Annotated in this window: 12 protein-coding genes; 7 read left to right on the top strand and 5 right to left on the bottom strand. The window is 66.0% G+C overall.

What is annotated here, in order from left to right; genetic code table 11:
* Window positions 1-53 precede the first annotated feature (53 nt).
* Window positions 54-170, top strand: coding sequence for a cytochrome B6 (locus KBZ19_RS14595; protein WP_233133140.1), 117 nt, complete (start codon window positions 54-56; stop codon window positions 168-170).
* Between the two features lie 52 nt (window positions 171-222).
* Here KBZ19_RS14595 and KBZ19_RS14590 read toward each other — a convergent pair whose 3' ends face one another.
* Both KBZ19_RS14590 and rimO read right to left on the bottom strand, forming a co-directional pair.
* Complete coding sequence (locus KBZ19_RS14590; RefSeq protein WP_255101442.1) at window positions 223-1,440, bottom strand: MFS transporter; 1,218 nt, start codon at window positions 1,438-1,440, stop codon at window positions 223-225.
* The gene (gene rimO, locus KBZ19_RS14585) at window positions 1,437-2,912 is read right to left on the bottom strand and encodes a 30S ribosomal protein S12 methylthiotransferase RimO (protein ID WP_255101440.1); all 1,476 of its coding nucleotides are present in this window, start codon (window positions 2,910-2,912) and stop codon (window positions 1,437-1,439) included. The genes KBZ19_RS14590 and rimO overlap by 4 nt, the downstream gene beginning before the upstream one ends.
* Window positions 2,913-3,080: 168 nt before the next feature.
* Here rimO and KBZ19_RS14580 point away from each other — a divergent pair, with 168 nt between their 5' ends.
* On the top strand, window positions 3,081-4,007 hold the full coding sequence (locus KBZ19_RS14580) for a vitamin K epoxide reductase family protein (RefSeq protein ID WP_255101439.1): 927 nt from the start codon (window positions 3,081-3,083) through the stop codon (window positions 4,005-4,007).
* 110 nt (window positions 4,008-4,117) lie between these two features.
* Here KBZ19_RS14580 and nadB read toward each other — a convergent pair whose 3' ends face one another.
* The 3 genes from nadB to KBZ19_RS14565 all read right to left on the bottom strand — a co-directional run bounded on the left by nadB (window position 4,118) and on the right by KBZ19_RS14565 (window position 7,142).
* Window positions 4,118-5,788 carry an L-aspartate oxidase gene (gene nadB, locus KBZ19_RS14575; RefSeq protein WP_255101477.1) on the bottom strand — a complete coding sequence of 557 codons (1,671 nt, stop codon included), beginning with the start codon at window positions 5,786-5,788 and terminating at the stop codon, window positions 4,118-4,120.
* A 157-nt stretch (window positions 5,789-5,945) separates the two neighbouring features.
* Window positions 5,946-6,323 carry a photosystem II complex extrinsic protein PsbU gene (psbU, locus tag KBZ19_RS14570; RefSeq protein WP_094514757.1) on the bottom strand — a complete coding sequence of 126 codons (378 nt, stop codon included), beginning with the start codon at window positions 6,321-6,323 and terminating at the stop codon, window positions 5,946-5,948.
* 198 nt (window positions 6,324-6,521) lie between these two features.
* Window positions 6,522-7,142, bottom strand: a complete 621-nt coding sequence (locus KBZ19_RS14565) for a DUF3120 domain-containing protein (protein ID WP_255101438.1) — start codon at window positions 7,140-7,142, stop codon at window positions 6,522-6,524.
* Between the two features lie 255 nt (window positions 7,143-7,397).
* Between KBZ19_RS14565 and KBZ19_RS14560 the strand changes: the two genes are divergently transcribed.
* The 5 genes from KBZ19_RS14560 to KBZ19_RS14540 form a co-directional block, all read left to right on the top strand.
* Window positions 7,398-8,273 (top strand): undecaprenyl-diphosphate phosphatase, encoded by an 876-nt coding sequence (locus KBZ19_RS14560; RefSeq protein ID WP_255101437.1) that lies wholly within the window; start codon window positions 7,398-7,400, stop codon window positions 8,271-8,273.
* A 120-nt stretch (window positions 8,274-8,393) separates the two neighbouring features.
* Entirely contained in the window at window positions 8,394-9,782 is a 1,389-nt protein-coding gene (locus tag KBZ19_RS14555) for a TIGR03279 family radical SAM protein (RefSeq protein ID WP_094514857.1), read from the top strand.
* A 68-nt stretch (window positions 9,783-9,850) separates the two neighbouring features.
* Window positions 9,851-11,605, top strand: a complete 1,755-nt coding sequence (locus tag KBZ19_RS14550; protein ID WP_255101436.1) for a TolC family protein — start codon at window positions 9,851-9,853, stop codon at window positions 11,603-11,605.
* 67 nt (window positions 11,606-11,672) lie between these two features.
* The gene (locus KBZ19_RS14545) at window positions 11,673-13,073 is read left to right on the top strand and encodes a BCD family MFS transporter (protein ID WP_255101434.1); all 1,401 of its coding nucleotides are present in this window, start codon (window positions 11,673-11,675) and stop codon (window positions 13,071-13,073) included.
* Window positions 13,070-13,861 (top strand): inositol monophosphatase family protein (locus KBZ19_RS14540; protein ID WP_255101433.1); only part of this gene is annotated, 792 nt, incomplete at its 3' end. The genes KBZ19_RS14545 and KBZ19_RS14540, both read left to right, overlap by 4 nt.

Here is a 13,861-nt window from a genome sequence, read left to right as displayed (position 1 = left end):
AGCAGCCACCCTAGGGGCTCCTCAAGGAAGAAGGCTTGCTTCTGCTCTAATGGGTGGACGATTTCGCATCCATCGCCATGGGCATTGCGCTGTATCTGGGTCTCGTGGCTGGTGGTCTGGTCACCGCCTTTGCGCTTACCACCGTGCTGCGCGGCATCAAGCTGATCTGAGGCGACACCACAGCCTTCAGCAGCTCAAGGCAGTCAGCGGCTCTGAGGCCCCTCAGGCCTCCTGGAGCAGCAGCCGTCCCCGACCTCGGGCCAGTTCCAGCACGGCAAGTGTGAGTCCCACCGACCCCATCAGGGCGAATGTGGCGGGCAGTCCCACCCGCAGGCTGAGGGCCGCGGCCAGCAGACCGCTCAGGCCCCCACCCCCAAGAAAGGCGATCTGAGCCAGCCCGGCCATGCGGCCGCGCAGCACCACCGGGGCAGCCACCTGCGTGATCAGGCTGCTCCCTGCCAGCAGGCAGGCGGTACCGGCACCGATCAGGAAGGTGGTGAGCAGGTGGAAGCCGCTGCCCAGCGGCGCGGCCATCAGCAATTGGCCCAGGGCCGTGAGCAGTGTGGCGCCACCCAGCAGCAGGGAAGGGCGGCGGCTGAGCCAGGCGCTGTGGCGCTGCAGCAGCAATCCTCCACTGATGCTGCCGGCCGCCAGCACGCTGGTGAACAGGCCGAGGTCCTGCGGGCTGGGCCCGAGCACCTCCGCGGCGATCAACGGGGCCAGCCCCGGATGGAAGAACACCGCCAGGCAGGCCAGGCCGGTGAACACGAGCACGTGGCGCAGCGGCGACCCGCACTCCCGCCAGGCGGTTCCCAGGCTGGAGGCCGAACCACCGCCACTGCGCTGCTCCGCGTCCCGGTGCGGCGCCAGTAGCCACACCACCGTGGCGATCGGCAACAGATAGGACGCGGCATCAATCGTGAGCGTGACCGCCGGGCCGCTCAGGGCGAGCAACATCCCTCCCACCGGAGGACCCACCAGCTTCCCCACGTTGAACACCACCGCGAAACTGGTCAGATAAGGGGCCAGCTGCTGTGGCTCCTCCACCAGCAGGGCGCAGTACTTCTGGCGCGCCGTGAGCTCAAAGGCGCTGGCGAGCCCCACCACGAGCGTGCTCAGCATCAACAGCGCCACCTGGGCCGTGCCGGTGAGCAGGGGAATGGTGATCGCCCCGAGGGCAGCGCCGCCCACCAGCCCCCACTGGGACAGCACCAGGATCTGCTCACTGCCGAGGCGGTCGGTGAGCACCCCGGCCGGGCCGCTCACCAGCAGGCTGGGCAGGGCCAGCGCCGCGAAATTGATGGCCAGCAGCAGAGGGTTGCGCGTGCCGTCCATCAGGATCCAGGCCTTGGCCGTGAGGCCGGCGAAGGATCCGGCCGTGCTCACCCCTGAAGCGATCAGAAAGGTGGTGCGTTGATGCCGCCGGATCCAGCCCTTCAATCGCTGCTTCCGCGCGAGGCTCGGGCCTGAAGCACCATCGCCGCCGAGCCCACCACTTCCCCTTCCAGGTCGTAGGGATGGGCCGCGGTGATCCGCACCGGCACCATCTGGCCCGGGGAGGCGGTCAGGCCGCCCTCGCCCGGCTTCACCCGCACATCGCCATCCACGTCGGGCGCGAAGCGGGCGCAGCGGCCGATCAGTTCGCCGGTGGCAGGGTTCTCCTGCTCAATCAGCACATCGACGATCCTCCCCACCCAGGCGCCGTTGCGTTCGGCGGCGATCGGCTGCTGCGCTTCCATCAGCCGGTTGCGGCGCTCCTGGGCCACGGCGGCGGGCACGGCATCGGGCAGATCGGCGGCCGCCGTTCCCTCCTCGGGCGAAAAGGTGAACACCCCCACGTGATCGAAGCGCTGCAGGGTCACGAAGTGGAGCAGGTGCTCGAAGTGCTCCTCGGTTTCGCCTGGGAAGCCCACGATGAAGGTGGTGCGCAGCACCGCCTCGGGCAGCAGCTCGCGGATGCGATCCAGCAGGTCGCCGTTCACGTTCGCCTGCCAGGGGCGGTTCATGGCTCGGAGCACGTCCGGATGGCTGTGCTGCAGGGGTAGATCCAGGTAGGGCAGCACGTTGGCCACTTCCCGGTAGGCGGCGAGCACCGGGGGTGTCAGGCCCGTGGGGTAGGCGTAGTGCACGCGGATCCAGGGAATCTCCACCTCGCCCAGGGCGCGCAGCAGCTCCGCCAGCTGCGGACGCCCGTAGAGGTCGAGGCCGTAATTGGTGGTGATCTGGCTGATCAGGATCAGCTCCTTCACCCCCTGAGCCGCCAGTTGCTGCGCTTCCGCCACGATCGACTCGATCGTGCGGGAGCGCTGATCGCCGCGCAGCTTGGGAATGATGCAGAAGGCGCAGCGGTAGTCGCAGCCTTCGGCCACCTTCAGGTAAGCCACCGCCTCCGAGGTGGTGCGATACCGGGGCAGGTGCTCATCGGCCACAAAGGTGGGGGTGGCGCTCACCCGGTTCACCCGTTCGCCTGCCTCCACCCGCCGCAGCACCTCCACGATGTGCTGATAGTCGCCGGTGCCCACGATCGCCCTGGCTTCCGGCAGGGCATCCAGCAGTTCCTCCTGGAAGTGCTGGGCCAGACAGCCCGCGATGATCAGCTCCTTGCCCTGCTCGGCCAGCTCCACCAGGGTGCGTACTGATTCCTCCCGGGCGTCCTGGATGAAGCTGCAGGTGTTCACCACCACCACCGAGGCCTCGCTCTCATCGGCGCTGACGCCATAGCCGGCTTCTGCCAGCAGGCCGAGCATGTGCTCGGTGTCCACCCGGTTCTTTTCGCAGCCGAGGTGCGCGAAGGCCACGGTGGGCGGACGGCTGGCCTCCACAGGAGCGCCGGCCGGCGAATCCGGAGCGAGGGAAGGGGCGGAACCGACCAGCGAGGAATCGATGCCGGCCCTGACGGCGGCTTGGCGCATGGGGGAGGGAAGACCGGGGCCGTCGAAGGGCCAATGGAACACCCTATGGGAGACGAGCCGTTCGCCGGCACACGCCCCGCGCCCAGATGGGCGGGTGGTGACCTCCGGCCCGCGGGTGGGCGCCCCGAAACGGAAGCTGCCACAATCGCTGCAGCGAGCGTCAGTCCTTTGACCCCCTCCCGTCTTACCAGCCGACTCAGTAGCCGTCGCCGCGGTGAAGCCGGCAGCCGCTGGGCGCGGGTGGCCATTGCCGTGCTGGCCACGGTCGGTGTGATTGATACCGGTGCCATCACCCTCAAGCGCTGGGGCCTGATCGGCCCCCTCAGCTGTCCTGGGGGTGGGGATGGCTGCGACAAGGTGCTCAGCAGCGTCTGGGGCAGCCTGTTCGGCCAACCCCTCTCCCTGTTCGGTTTTCTGGCCTACGCGGCCTTGCTGCTGCTGGCGGTGGTGCCGCTGGTGGTGCGCGGCGAGCGTGGCAGCGACCTGCAGAGCCGCAGCTGGTGGGGCCTGTTCCTGCTGAGCGGCGCCATGTCGGTGTTCAGCCTCGTGCTGATGGGCCTGCTGATCTTCAAGATCCAGGCCTTCTGTTTCTTCTGCGTGCTCTCCGCGCTGCTGAGTGTTTCAGCCTTGGTGCTCAGCCTGATCGGTGGTGATTGGGAGGATCCTGGCCAGCTGGTGTTCCGCGGTGTGCTGGTGCTGCTGGTGGTGGGTCTGGCGGGCCTCGGCTGGGCCGCCTCCGTCGACCGTCCGGCTGCCCTCAGCACCCAGGGCATGCCCCCCGAAGTGGTCAGGCCCAGCACGGCGGCCACAATCGCTCTCGCCAAGCACCTGAAGGCGGAGGGAGCGGTGATGTATTCGGCCTATTGGTGCCCCCACTGCCACGAGCAGAAGGAGCTGTTCGGCAAGGAGGCGACCAACTCGCTCACCATCATTGAGTGCGCCCCCGATGGCGCCAACAGCCAGACCGCCCTCTGCAAGGAGAAGAACGTGCAGGGCTTCCCCTCCTGGGAGATCCGCGGCCAGATCACATCCGGCGTGAAGCCGCTCGCCGGCCTTGCCAATGCCTCTGGCTACACCGGACCGACTGACTTTTGATCCTGACTTCTGAGCGGTGGCTCCGCCCACCAACTGCTGAGCTGTCCCCAAAGCAAAGCTCCCCTTGCTGTCCCTGAAGCTCGAGGTGCTGAGGCCAGGGGGCTGAACAGCTAGGAGCCAAGGGCCAGGGCCTTCTCCAGTGGCGCCGTGCTGATTGTCTGCCCCTGCTGCTGCACGGTGTGGCGTTGCCAGAAGGGTTGGGAGCCGGGGCAATCGGTGCGGAAATGCCCCCCCCTGCTTTCGGTGCGAAAGAGGGCGGCCTCCATCAACAGCTCTCCCAGTTCCAGCTGCCGCAGCAGATCCTGCAGCGGTCGGATCAGCCCCAGCTGATCAGCGGGAAGTTCCAGCTGATCTGAAGGCGCCAGCTGCGCCACCTCGGCCAGCAGAGCCAGCCTCTCCATCGCGCTGCGTTGCTCCTGGATCGCCGCCAGGCCCTGACGCAGGGCCGTGCCGCGTCGCTCAACGCCGGCCACCCGCCAACAGCGGCGTCGCAGCGACGCCACCTGAGCGGCAATCGTTTCAGCGGTCACACCGCGGCTGAGCCCGGGACTCATGCCGGTGGGCCCGGCCCCGTTGCCCCCGAAGCTTCCCACAGGGCTGGAGAACAACATCGCCCCCGGAGCTCCACTTCGTGCAGTAGCAGGGCGCGGTGCCGTGAAGGTGTTGTTCAGCTGGATCCGGCTCAACTGGCGGGCGAACACCAGACATTCCATCAGCGAGTTGCTCGCGAGTCGGTTGGCCCCATGCACTCCCGTACAGGCCACTTCCCCCACGGCATACAGGCCAGGAAGGCTTGTGGCGGCGTTGAGGTCAGTGCTGACGCCTCCCATCCAGTAGTGGGCCGCGGGAGCGATCGGGATCGGTGCATCGGCCGGTTCAAGGCCCAGTTGGCGGCAACGGGCCAGGATCGTGGGGAACTGCTTCTCCATCCGTGCGCCGCCGATGGGGCGCAGATCGAGCCAGAGGTGGTCCACACCTTGCTCGTGCATCGTGCGCACCAGCGCCCGGCTGACCTGGTCGCGAGGCGCCAGATCCCCGCCCGCCAGGGCGCGCACCGGGCTGCGGCCCTGCCTGTCGAGCAGCTTGGCGCCTTCACCCCGCACGGCCTCAGAGATCAGGAAGTGAGGAGCGCCGGGGAGCATCAGCGCCGTGGGGTGGAACTGAACGAACTCGAGGTCACGCACCTGGGCTCCCGCCCTCCAGGCCATGCCCACGCCGTCGCCGGTGGCCTGGCTGGGATTGGTGGTTTTCTCGAACAGATGTCCGCCGCCGCCACTGGCCAACACCACGGCCCCTGCACGCAGCCAGCGCACCTGGTCACCCTCCAGCACCTGCAGCCCCTGGCAACGGCCGGCTTCGACCCAGAGCTGCAGCGCCATCACCCCCTGGCAACGCACCAGCAGGGCACGCCGCTCAACCGCCCGCTCCAACGCATCCACCAGGGCGCCGCCGGTACGGTCCTGGGCGTGCAGCACGCGGCGATGGCTGTGGGCTGCTTCAAGTGTTGTGCTGAGGCTGGCGCCATCCCGATCAAAATCCATCCCCAGCTGGAGCAAGCGTTCCACGCAGCGGGGGGCTTCATGAACGAGCAACTCCACGGCCGCAGGATCACAGAGCCCTGCACCGGCCTTGAGTGTGTCCTCCCGGTGGCTGGCAAAGCTGTCCTCGGGGCGTGTCACGGCGGCGATACCCCCCTGCGCCCAGCGGCTTGCCGAGCGCGGGCCCCGCTCTTTGCTGAGCAGCAGCACCCTCAGTTCACTCGGCAGCTCCAGGCAGGCCATCAGGCCAGCAGCGCCCCCGCCGACCACCACCACATCCCAGGTGGTCGCCAGCGGTGGCTGGGAAGACGACGGCCTGGGGGTCGATGCAGTCAACGGAACGACAAAAAAGCCGCCGGATGAACCCCGGCGGCCAGATGGGAATCAGAAGAGAGCTGGATCAGCGGTAGACACCATTGTTGATGCGGTCAAAGCCTTCGTTGAGGGCAATGGAAGGAGGAGTGATTGTGAAGTTATCGCGGTACTTCTCAAACAGCTCCTTCTGGCGCTCCGTGAGGTCAAGGCTGAGCACGTCGTCAATGGATTCGTAAGGGCCGCCCAGCACGATCTTGCCGGCCAGCGTGGGGTACATCCCAGGGAATTGCTGGAAGCTACGGACCGGAGAGTTGTTGAGGTCCACCTTCCCGACGGCAGCGGCGATCTTGTCGTCCGCCACGTTGCGCGGGGCATCAGCGAAGGCCGCAGGGGGCAGAGCCATGGCCATCAGCAGGCCCGCAAGAAGCACACCACTCATCAGCCAGGCAACCACCCGTTTCATCGAAAATCTCCTGTTGAGGCAGCCGGTCGGCACCGCGGCAACGCTACAGCGGCCCACTGCGATCCCTGCACCGCAGCCCCCTGGCTTTTGCAGTTCTTCAATCGGCCCATGAACGGGCGGGAGGCTTCACTCCAGATCAGACCTCCCTGGCCTTGGCCCTGCTTGAAAGGCCCAGACGGAGCCGCTCAGCAGGTGGGATCAGATCAGTCCGCTCAGGTGCGGGCTCAACAGCGCTGCACCCAGGAAAATCGCATCTACCGCGAGGGTCGTGATCAAGGCGGCTGCCGCCACCCGACCACTGGCTCCCTGCGGCCACCAGCGCCGCCCAAGCAGGATCAGCCCGGTGGCGATCGTGGCGATTTCGATCAGCGCCAGCGGCTGCAACACGAGCTCCGCGGCTTTGCGCAGCAGCTCGGGCGCCTGCTCGGCTGGTGCCTGAAGCACCTGGGGCCAGAGGGGCATCACGCCCGTGAGCAGCATGGCGCCATCTGTGCAGGCCGTTCCCAGCAGGGAGGCGAGGTAGAAAGCCCCGGCGCTGCGCCAGCGGGTCGAGAGTCCGGCCCAGGCGATTGGCAAAGCGAAGGCTTCGACCGGCAGATGCCAGGCCGGGTGCAGACGGAACCACCCCCAGAACAGACAACCAGCCAGCCAGCTGCCGCTGAAGCCCACCAGCACGCCGCCCAGTTCGCGCCACTGGCCCTGGCCGCGCCAGCCGAGCAACAGCCCGGCGCTCAGCAGCACGGTTGTGAAGGCGGTGGCGCTGGTGGGATGCAACCGCACCCATGGCGCCTGCAGAAACACCGGCAGGGCCACGAGCATCCCCACGGCGACCGGCAGGAGCCAGCGCAGCTCGCGCGTGGCAGGGGAGTGCTTCGCTGGCCAGGTGCCCCTCGATGACCGTGGTAGAGCCAGAACCACCTCGGGGGATCGCTCCAGGGTTGAGACGCGGGCAAGGTAGAGCGAAACCCCGGGCACCTGTACGTATGAAGAAAGGTTGCCAACCTTAGGGGATTGCTGGGTGGCTGGCGGGAGCCGCCCGCCATAAGGTCACGTCATGTCCTGACGACCGTCCCCATGCCTCCTGTCCTTCCGTCCCAGGCACCGGGACTGCTGGAGGCCTGCTGGCAGGCCCTTGTGCTGGGTGTGGTCCAGGGACTGACCGAATTCCTGCCGATCAGCAGCACCGCCCACCTGAAGGTCGTGCCCGTGCTGCTGGGTTGGGGTGATCCCGGCGTCGCCGTCACGGCCGTGATCCAGCTCGGCAGCATTACCGCCGTGGTGCTCTACTTTCGCCGCGATCTGCTGGATGTGGCGGTGGGGATGTCCCGGGCCTTCCGCCATGGGCAATGGCGTGATCCGTCCGCCCGACTTGGACTGGCCATGGCCGTTGGAACCTTGCCGATCGTGGCCGCCGGCAGCGCCATCAAGCGCTTCTGGAGCGGCTACGAAACCTCCGTGCTGCGCAGCATCCCCTCGATTGCGATCGTCTCGATCGTGATGGCGCTGTTGCTGGCCTGTGCCGAAGTGGTCGGCCGTCGCCGCAAGGAACTGCCCCAGGTGCGTCCCGTTGATGGCCTGGTGGTCGGGCTTGCCCAGATGCTCGCCATCATCCCCGGCGTGTCCCGATCCGGCAGCACCCTCACGGCCTCGCTGTTCGATGGCTGGCAGCGCCCTGCCGCCGCGCGCTTCTCATTTTTACTCGGCATACCGGCGATCACCCTGGCCGGGCTGGTCGAGCTGAAGTCGGCGTTTGCCGCCAGCGCCTCGCTGGGCCCGCTGCCTTTGCTGGTCGGAATCCTCTCTGCGGCGGTGGTGTCCTGGCTGGCGATCGCCTGGTTGCTCCGTTTCCTTCAGGCCCACAGCACCTGGGTGTTCGTGGCCTACCGGCTCGTTTTCGGCGTCGCACTGCTGGTCTGGGCTCGTCAGGCGGCCCCGGCCTTGCTCAATTGACGGCAGCCGGCAGGAGCGTTGCTGCACAGAGCAACCCCGCGTGCCCAGCAGAGCCCTCGCGACCTGGCCCACCAGCCCCGCCTGCTGGGTTCCACACTGGAGCCTGATGCCCACCGCCCGATGTGGAACGAACCATCCGCCGGCCTGGCGTTGGCCGATGCCACCCCGGGCCGTCAGCCCCAGCCCGCCGTTGTGGCCACTGTGGAGCCCGGTTCGATCGGCGAAGACCTGGGCTTCCAACCCGGTGATCGGCTGCTGAGCATCAATGGAGTGCGTCCACGCGACCTGATCGATCTGCAGGTACTGGTGGGCGAAGAGGAGCTGGTGCTTGAAGTGGAGGATCCTGGCGGCGAGCGTCATCGGGTGGAGCTGGAGAAGGAGGCTGATGAGGGGCTTGGGCTCGGCTTCACCGAGGCGCTGTTTGATGGCCTGCGGCAGTGCAACAACCACTGCCCCTTCTGCTTCATCGACCAGCAGCCGCCGGGGCGTCGCGGCAGCCTCTACCTCAAGGACGACGATTACCGCCTCAGCTTTCTCTACGGCTCTTACCTCACCCTCACCAACCTCACTGCCGCCGATTGGGAGCGGATCGAACAGCAGCGGCTGTCGCCGTTGTTCGTCTCCGTCCACGCCACCGATCCGGCTCTGCGCAGCCGCCTGTTGGTGAATCCACGTGCGGGCTTGCTGCTGGAACAGCTCGTCTGGTTCGCCGAACGTCGCCTGCAGATCCATGCCCAGGTGGTCGTCTGCCCTGGCCTGAACGATGGCCCTGCCCTCGAGCGCACCCTCAAGGATCTGGCGGGGTTTGCGTCGGGGTCCTGGCCTGCCGTGCTCTCTGCCGCAGTCGTGCCCGTTGGCCTCACCCGCTTCCGCCCCAGTGGTGATGGCCTCAGGCCTGTTGATCCTGCCTGTGCCGGGAGGGTGATCGCCCTGGTGGAGCGGCTGCAGCAGGGTTTCCAGCAGCAGCTCGACACTCGTTTCGCCTGGCTGTCCGATGAGTGGTACCTGATGGCCGGTCAGCCGCTGCCGGAGCGCCTCAACTACGAGGATCTGCCGCAGCAGGAAAATGGCGTCGGCAGCATTCGCGCCTTCCTCGAAGCGCTGGATCGGGCCACCACCTCCCTGCCGAAGCGCCTCGCCGTTCCACGGCGTGTCAGTTGGGTGGTGGGTGGACTTGTGGCCGGTGCGCTCTCGCCTGTGGTGGAGCGGCTCAACGCAGTGCAGGGGTTGACGTTGCAGTTGTTCGGCTTGCCCAGCCCCTACTGGGGGCAGGATCTGGTGGTCACCGGCCTCTTAACGGGTTCAGATGTGTTGGCGGGGCTGGCCGGGGCGGATCTCGGCGACATGCTTCTGCTACCCGGGGTGATGCTGCGGCAGGGAGAGCCGGTGTTCCTCGACGACCTCCCCCTTTTTGCGATCAAAGACCGTCTGGGGGTGCCGATCCGGGTCGTGGATGGGGCAGATGATTTCGTGTCTGCCTGCGTCGGCGCTCTTGCCCATCCTCCTTAAACTCAGCTGGTTATCAGGTCTCACGACGCGTGCGCCCCTCCCTCCTTGCTTCGTGTGCTCTGGCAGGGATGGTGTTCCTTCCGCTGGGCGCCCGTCCATCGCTCGCACAGAGCACCTCAGTCCTTCCTTCTGGCCCAGACACCACTGCTCAGAAACCCACCACCACCGCTGAGCCAAGCTCCAAGGCTGCGGGCACTGCTCCGTCTCCTGCCCAGCCTTCCACTGCCGGCTCTGGCGCCCTGCCCACGGCTACCGAGCTGAAGGGGGAGCGCCCGCTGTCCGATCCCTCGGTGCTTGCACCGGCTGCTCGCCAGTTGCCCGAAGCGCTGCAACCGTTGGTTGCCCCCCCGCCGCTTGCACTCCCGGATCTTCCTTCCCAAGTGAGAATCCAGCAGCTCCGTCCATTGGGCCTGCAGGAGGTGGAAACCCTGGCAGAGGTGAACAACCCCAACCTCAAGGCAGTGGCGTCACAGGTTGAGCAGGCGCAGTCCAATCTCAGGGCTCAGATATCGGCCTGGTATCCCACAATCAACCTCACCACCCAGAACAACTTCCCGTCACTCCGTAATAACTACAGCTTCCAGAACTCCGCCACCGGACTGTTTGCTCCTACCGGTGCCACCATTGGTGCCCGGATCGGTGCCTCGATGAATATCGGCATCAATTGGGATCTGATCAATCCGCAGCGGGTTCCCCAGATTTCCGCAGCACGCGATTCCTTCGAGAAAGCGCAGAACCAATACCTGATTGCCCTACGAGATCTTCGTTTGCAGGCTGCCCAGGCTTATTTCGACCTTCAGCTCAGCGACGAGGGTGTGAGGATCGGTCAGGAGTCTGTGCGGGCTTCCCTCGTCAGCCTTAAGGATGCTCGTGCACGGTTCCAAGCGGGTGTCTCTACCAAGCTGGATGTGCTTCAGGCTGAAACCCAGCTTGCCCGCGACCAGCAGCTACTCACCAACCAGTTGTCTTCCCAGTCGATTGCCCGCCGCAGCCTGGCCGCTCTGCTCGACCTCCCTCAAGACATCACCCCGACGGCCAAGGAGCCTGCGCGGGTTCTTGCCACCTGGATTCCCTCGTTGCAGGAGAGCATCGTGGCGGCTTTTGCGTTCCGCGAGGAGCTCGATCAAGTGTTGCTCGACATCTCGATTGCGAACAGCAATGCCAACGCTTCTCTCGGCGCAACGCAGCCATTCTTAAGCATCGTCAATAACTTTGGCTGGGATCGCAGCAATGGTCAGACCAACGTTCCGGAGGGTCAGTCGATCAACTTCGACAATTTCTCCTACTCCATTGACAACGCCATTGGTCTGAATCTTCGCTGGACGCTCTTCGATGGCGGACGCGCTGCCGCCGAGTTCCGTCAGCAGAAGCAGGCTGCAGAGCAGAACCGCTTCAATTTCGCCAGCCGGAGGGATGCCATCCGTTTTGAGGTGGAAACCAGTTTCTATCAGCTGCTGCAGAACAACCGCGACATCACCACCACGTCCCGGGAGGTGATCTCTTCCCGTGAAGCGCTGCGGTTGGCCAGGCTGCGGTTTCAAGCCGGCGTCACCACCCAGCGGGAAGTGGTCGACAGCCAGCGCGACCTCACCCAGGCAGAGGTGAGGTACGCCACCGCCGTCACCGACTACAACAAGCGCTTGGCGGAACTGCGCCGTCGTACGGGCCTTGATCAGGTGGCCTTCTGCAAGCCTCCGGCATTAAAGGCGGTCAAGCCGGCCGTCGATCCCGCCACCCAGATTCCAATCGATCCCCAGCCGCTCCAACCTGCCTGTCAGGCGGAAGTCCGAGGACCCGGTGGCGCATCACCGCTTTCCCCCTGATCGCCACTTCCCTTTTGGCTGACTTGGTTCCGTTGATAGGGTCACGGTGTCGTCGCCGACCACCCGGATGACCCAAGCAGCGACGGCGCGGCCAGGCCTTTCGTTCGTCACCACCATTCGGTTGGGTCTGTTCCAGGGATCGCTCGGTTTTCTCGCGGTTGTGTTTGCCGGACTGCTGAACCGGATCATGCTCAGCGAACTGGGCTTCCCCGGTTTGTTGGTGGGCGGAGCACTGGCTTTCGAGCAGTTCGTTGCCCCGTCGCGCATCCTTTTCGGCCAGATTTCCGATCGCCACGCCATCGCTGGCCGGCATCGCACGCCTTACATCTGGGCGGGCAGCGCTTGTTTCTGCGCTCTGGCGGTGTTGGTGGTTCCCTTGATCTTCCGCCTGGCGGAGGCCATGGACAGCGCTGACGGCCAGGCGGTTCTGCTGGGGGTGGTGCTGTTGTGCGGGCTGTTTGCCTTCTATGGGCTGGCGGTGTCGATGGCCACCACCCCTTATCTCGCCCTGGTGATCGACCGCACCCAGGAGCAGGAACGCCCCCGGGCCGTGAGCATCATCTGGTGCATGCTCACCATCGGCATTGTGATCGGTGCCATTGCCATTTCTTTGAGCCTCCGCGGCCTCGATGGCATCACAGATCGGGCCACCCTCGAAACGGTTCTCGGGCCATTCATGCTGCGATCGGCCGGGCTGGTGTTCCTGCTCACGCTCGTGGCCACCTGGGGGATCGAGCCCGCCCGGGCTGGTGAATCACTGAGCAGCGCCGCCGATCGCGACGACGCCATCACCCTGTCGCGGGCCTGGCGTCTGATCCGATCAAGCGCGCAGGTGGCGATCTTCTTCACCTTCCTGATTCTTTTCACCCTGGCCCTGTTCCTCCAGGACCCGATCCTGGAGAGCTATGGAGCTGATGTGTTCGGCATGCCCATCGCCGCCACCGCGTCGCTCAATGCGCTCTGGGGGTCCGGCACATTGGTGGGTCTGATCCTGGCCGGTTTGTGGATCGTGCCGCGTCTGGGCAAATTCGCGGCGGCCCGCCTTGGCTGTCGGCTGATCCTGATCTCCTTATTGCTCCTGCTGCTGGCCGGCTTCACCGCCCGTGTGGCAGTTCTGCAAGGGCTGATGATCCTGTTCGGCCTGGCTTCCGGCATCGGAACCAACAGTGCGCTCTGCCTGATGCTTGATCTCACCCTGCCCGAGGCGGCCGGCACTTTTGTCGGGGTGTGGGGCCTGGCCCAGGCATTGTCCCGGGCCATCGCCAAGTTGCTCGGTGGTGGCCTGCTCGACCTTGGTCGAGCACTCTTCCCTTTGCAGGGACCCTTCCCCCCCTTCGCTCTTGTGCTGGGCATCGAGGCACTGGTCGCACTGGCTGCCTTGCTGATGCTCAGCCGCGTCAATCTGCACCGGTTCCGCGAGGACACCAGCCGCAGCCTCACCCAGGTGCTTGCCATGGAGCTCGGATGACCTTTGCCCACGCGTTGCCGGCGGATGCGCTGCGGCTCAACTCCCTGCTTGATGCGGTGGCAGAGCGGCAACGCAACGATTTTGGCCATATGGCATTCGAAGCCAAGGCCGATGGCAGCTTGATCACCGCCTGCGATCGCTGGAGTGACGAGACCCTTGTGCAGGGCCTGGCTGAGCTCTATCCCGGCGAAGGGGTGCTGAGCGAGGAGGGGAGGCATCTTGTCCCTGCCACAGAGGCGTTCTGGGTGGTGGATCCCCTTGATGGCACCACCAACTTCGCCGCGGGCATCCCTTACTGGGCCATTTCGATGGCCCGCTTCGAGGCGGGAGTTCCCGTGTTGGCCCTCCTTGATGTCCCTCCGCTGCGACAACGCATCGTGGCGGTGCGGGGCCAGGGAGCGTGGCGTAACGGCAAACGTCTCTTGCCGCCGTCCACCCAGCAGCTGCAGACCGGTTGTGCGTCCCTGTGCAGCCGGTCGATCGGCGTGCTGCAGAAGCTCCCCGACCGCAGGTTTCCCGGCAAGATCCGCCTGCTCGGTGTGGCCAGCTTGAACCTCGTCAGCGTGGCAATGGGCCAGACCGTCTCAGCTCTGGAGGCCACGCCCAAGATCTGGGATCTGGCCGCGGCCTGGCTTGTGCTTACAGAGCTGGGCTGCTCTCTGCAGTGGCTGCAACGCAGTCCCACCCCTCTAGTAGCAGGCGAAAGCCTTGCGAGCACAGACTTTCCGGTGCTTGCGGCGAGCAATAGCGAGCAGCTGGCACGATTCGCGCCATGGGCGGAGGCCTTG

The sequence above is a fragment of the Synechococcus sp. L2F genome, assembly GCF_024345695.1.
Lineage (GTDB): Bacteria > Cyanobacteriota > Cyanobacteriia > PCC-6307 > Cyanobiaceae > MW101C3.
The sequence above is the reverse complement of the archived record's forward strand: the minus strand, read 5'-3'. Positions and strand labels throughout refer to the sequence as shown.

Coding starts and splice junctions, on each gene's coding strand:
- rimO (WP_255101440.1), bottom strand. CDS start 2,912: ATGCGCCAAGCCGCCGTCAGGGCCGGCATCGATTCCTCGCTGGTCGGT.
- nadB (WP_255101477.1), bottom strand. CDS start 5,788: ATGGCCTGCCTGGAGCTGCCGAGTGAACTGAGGGTGCTGCTGCTCAGC.
- psbU (WP_094514757.1), bottom strand. CDS start 6,323: ATGAAACGGGTGGTTGCCTGGCTGATGAGTGGTGTGCTTCTTGCGGGC.
- KBZ19_RS14565 (WP_255101438.1), bottom strand. CDS start 7,142: ATGCTCGTGGCCCTGCCGGTGTTTCTGCAGGCGCCATGGGTGCGGTTG.
- KBZ19_RS14560 (WP_255101437.1), top strand. CDS start 7,398: ATGCCTCCTGTCCTTCCGTCCCAGGCACCGGGACTGCTGGAGGCCTGC.
- KBZ19_RS14555 (WP_094514857.1), top strand. CDS start 8,394: ATGTGGAACGAACCATCCGCCGGCCTGGCGTTGGCCGATGCCACCCCG.
- KBZ19_RS14550 (WP_255101436.1), top strand. CDS start 9,851: ATGGTGTTCCTTCCGCTGGGCGCCCGTCCATCGCTCGCACAGAGCACC.
- KBZ19_RS14545 (WP_255101434.1), top strand. CDS start 11,673: ATGACCCAAGCAGCGACGGCGCGGCCAGGCCTTTCGTTCGTCACCACC.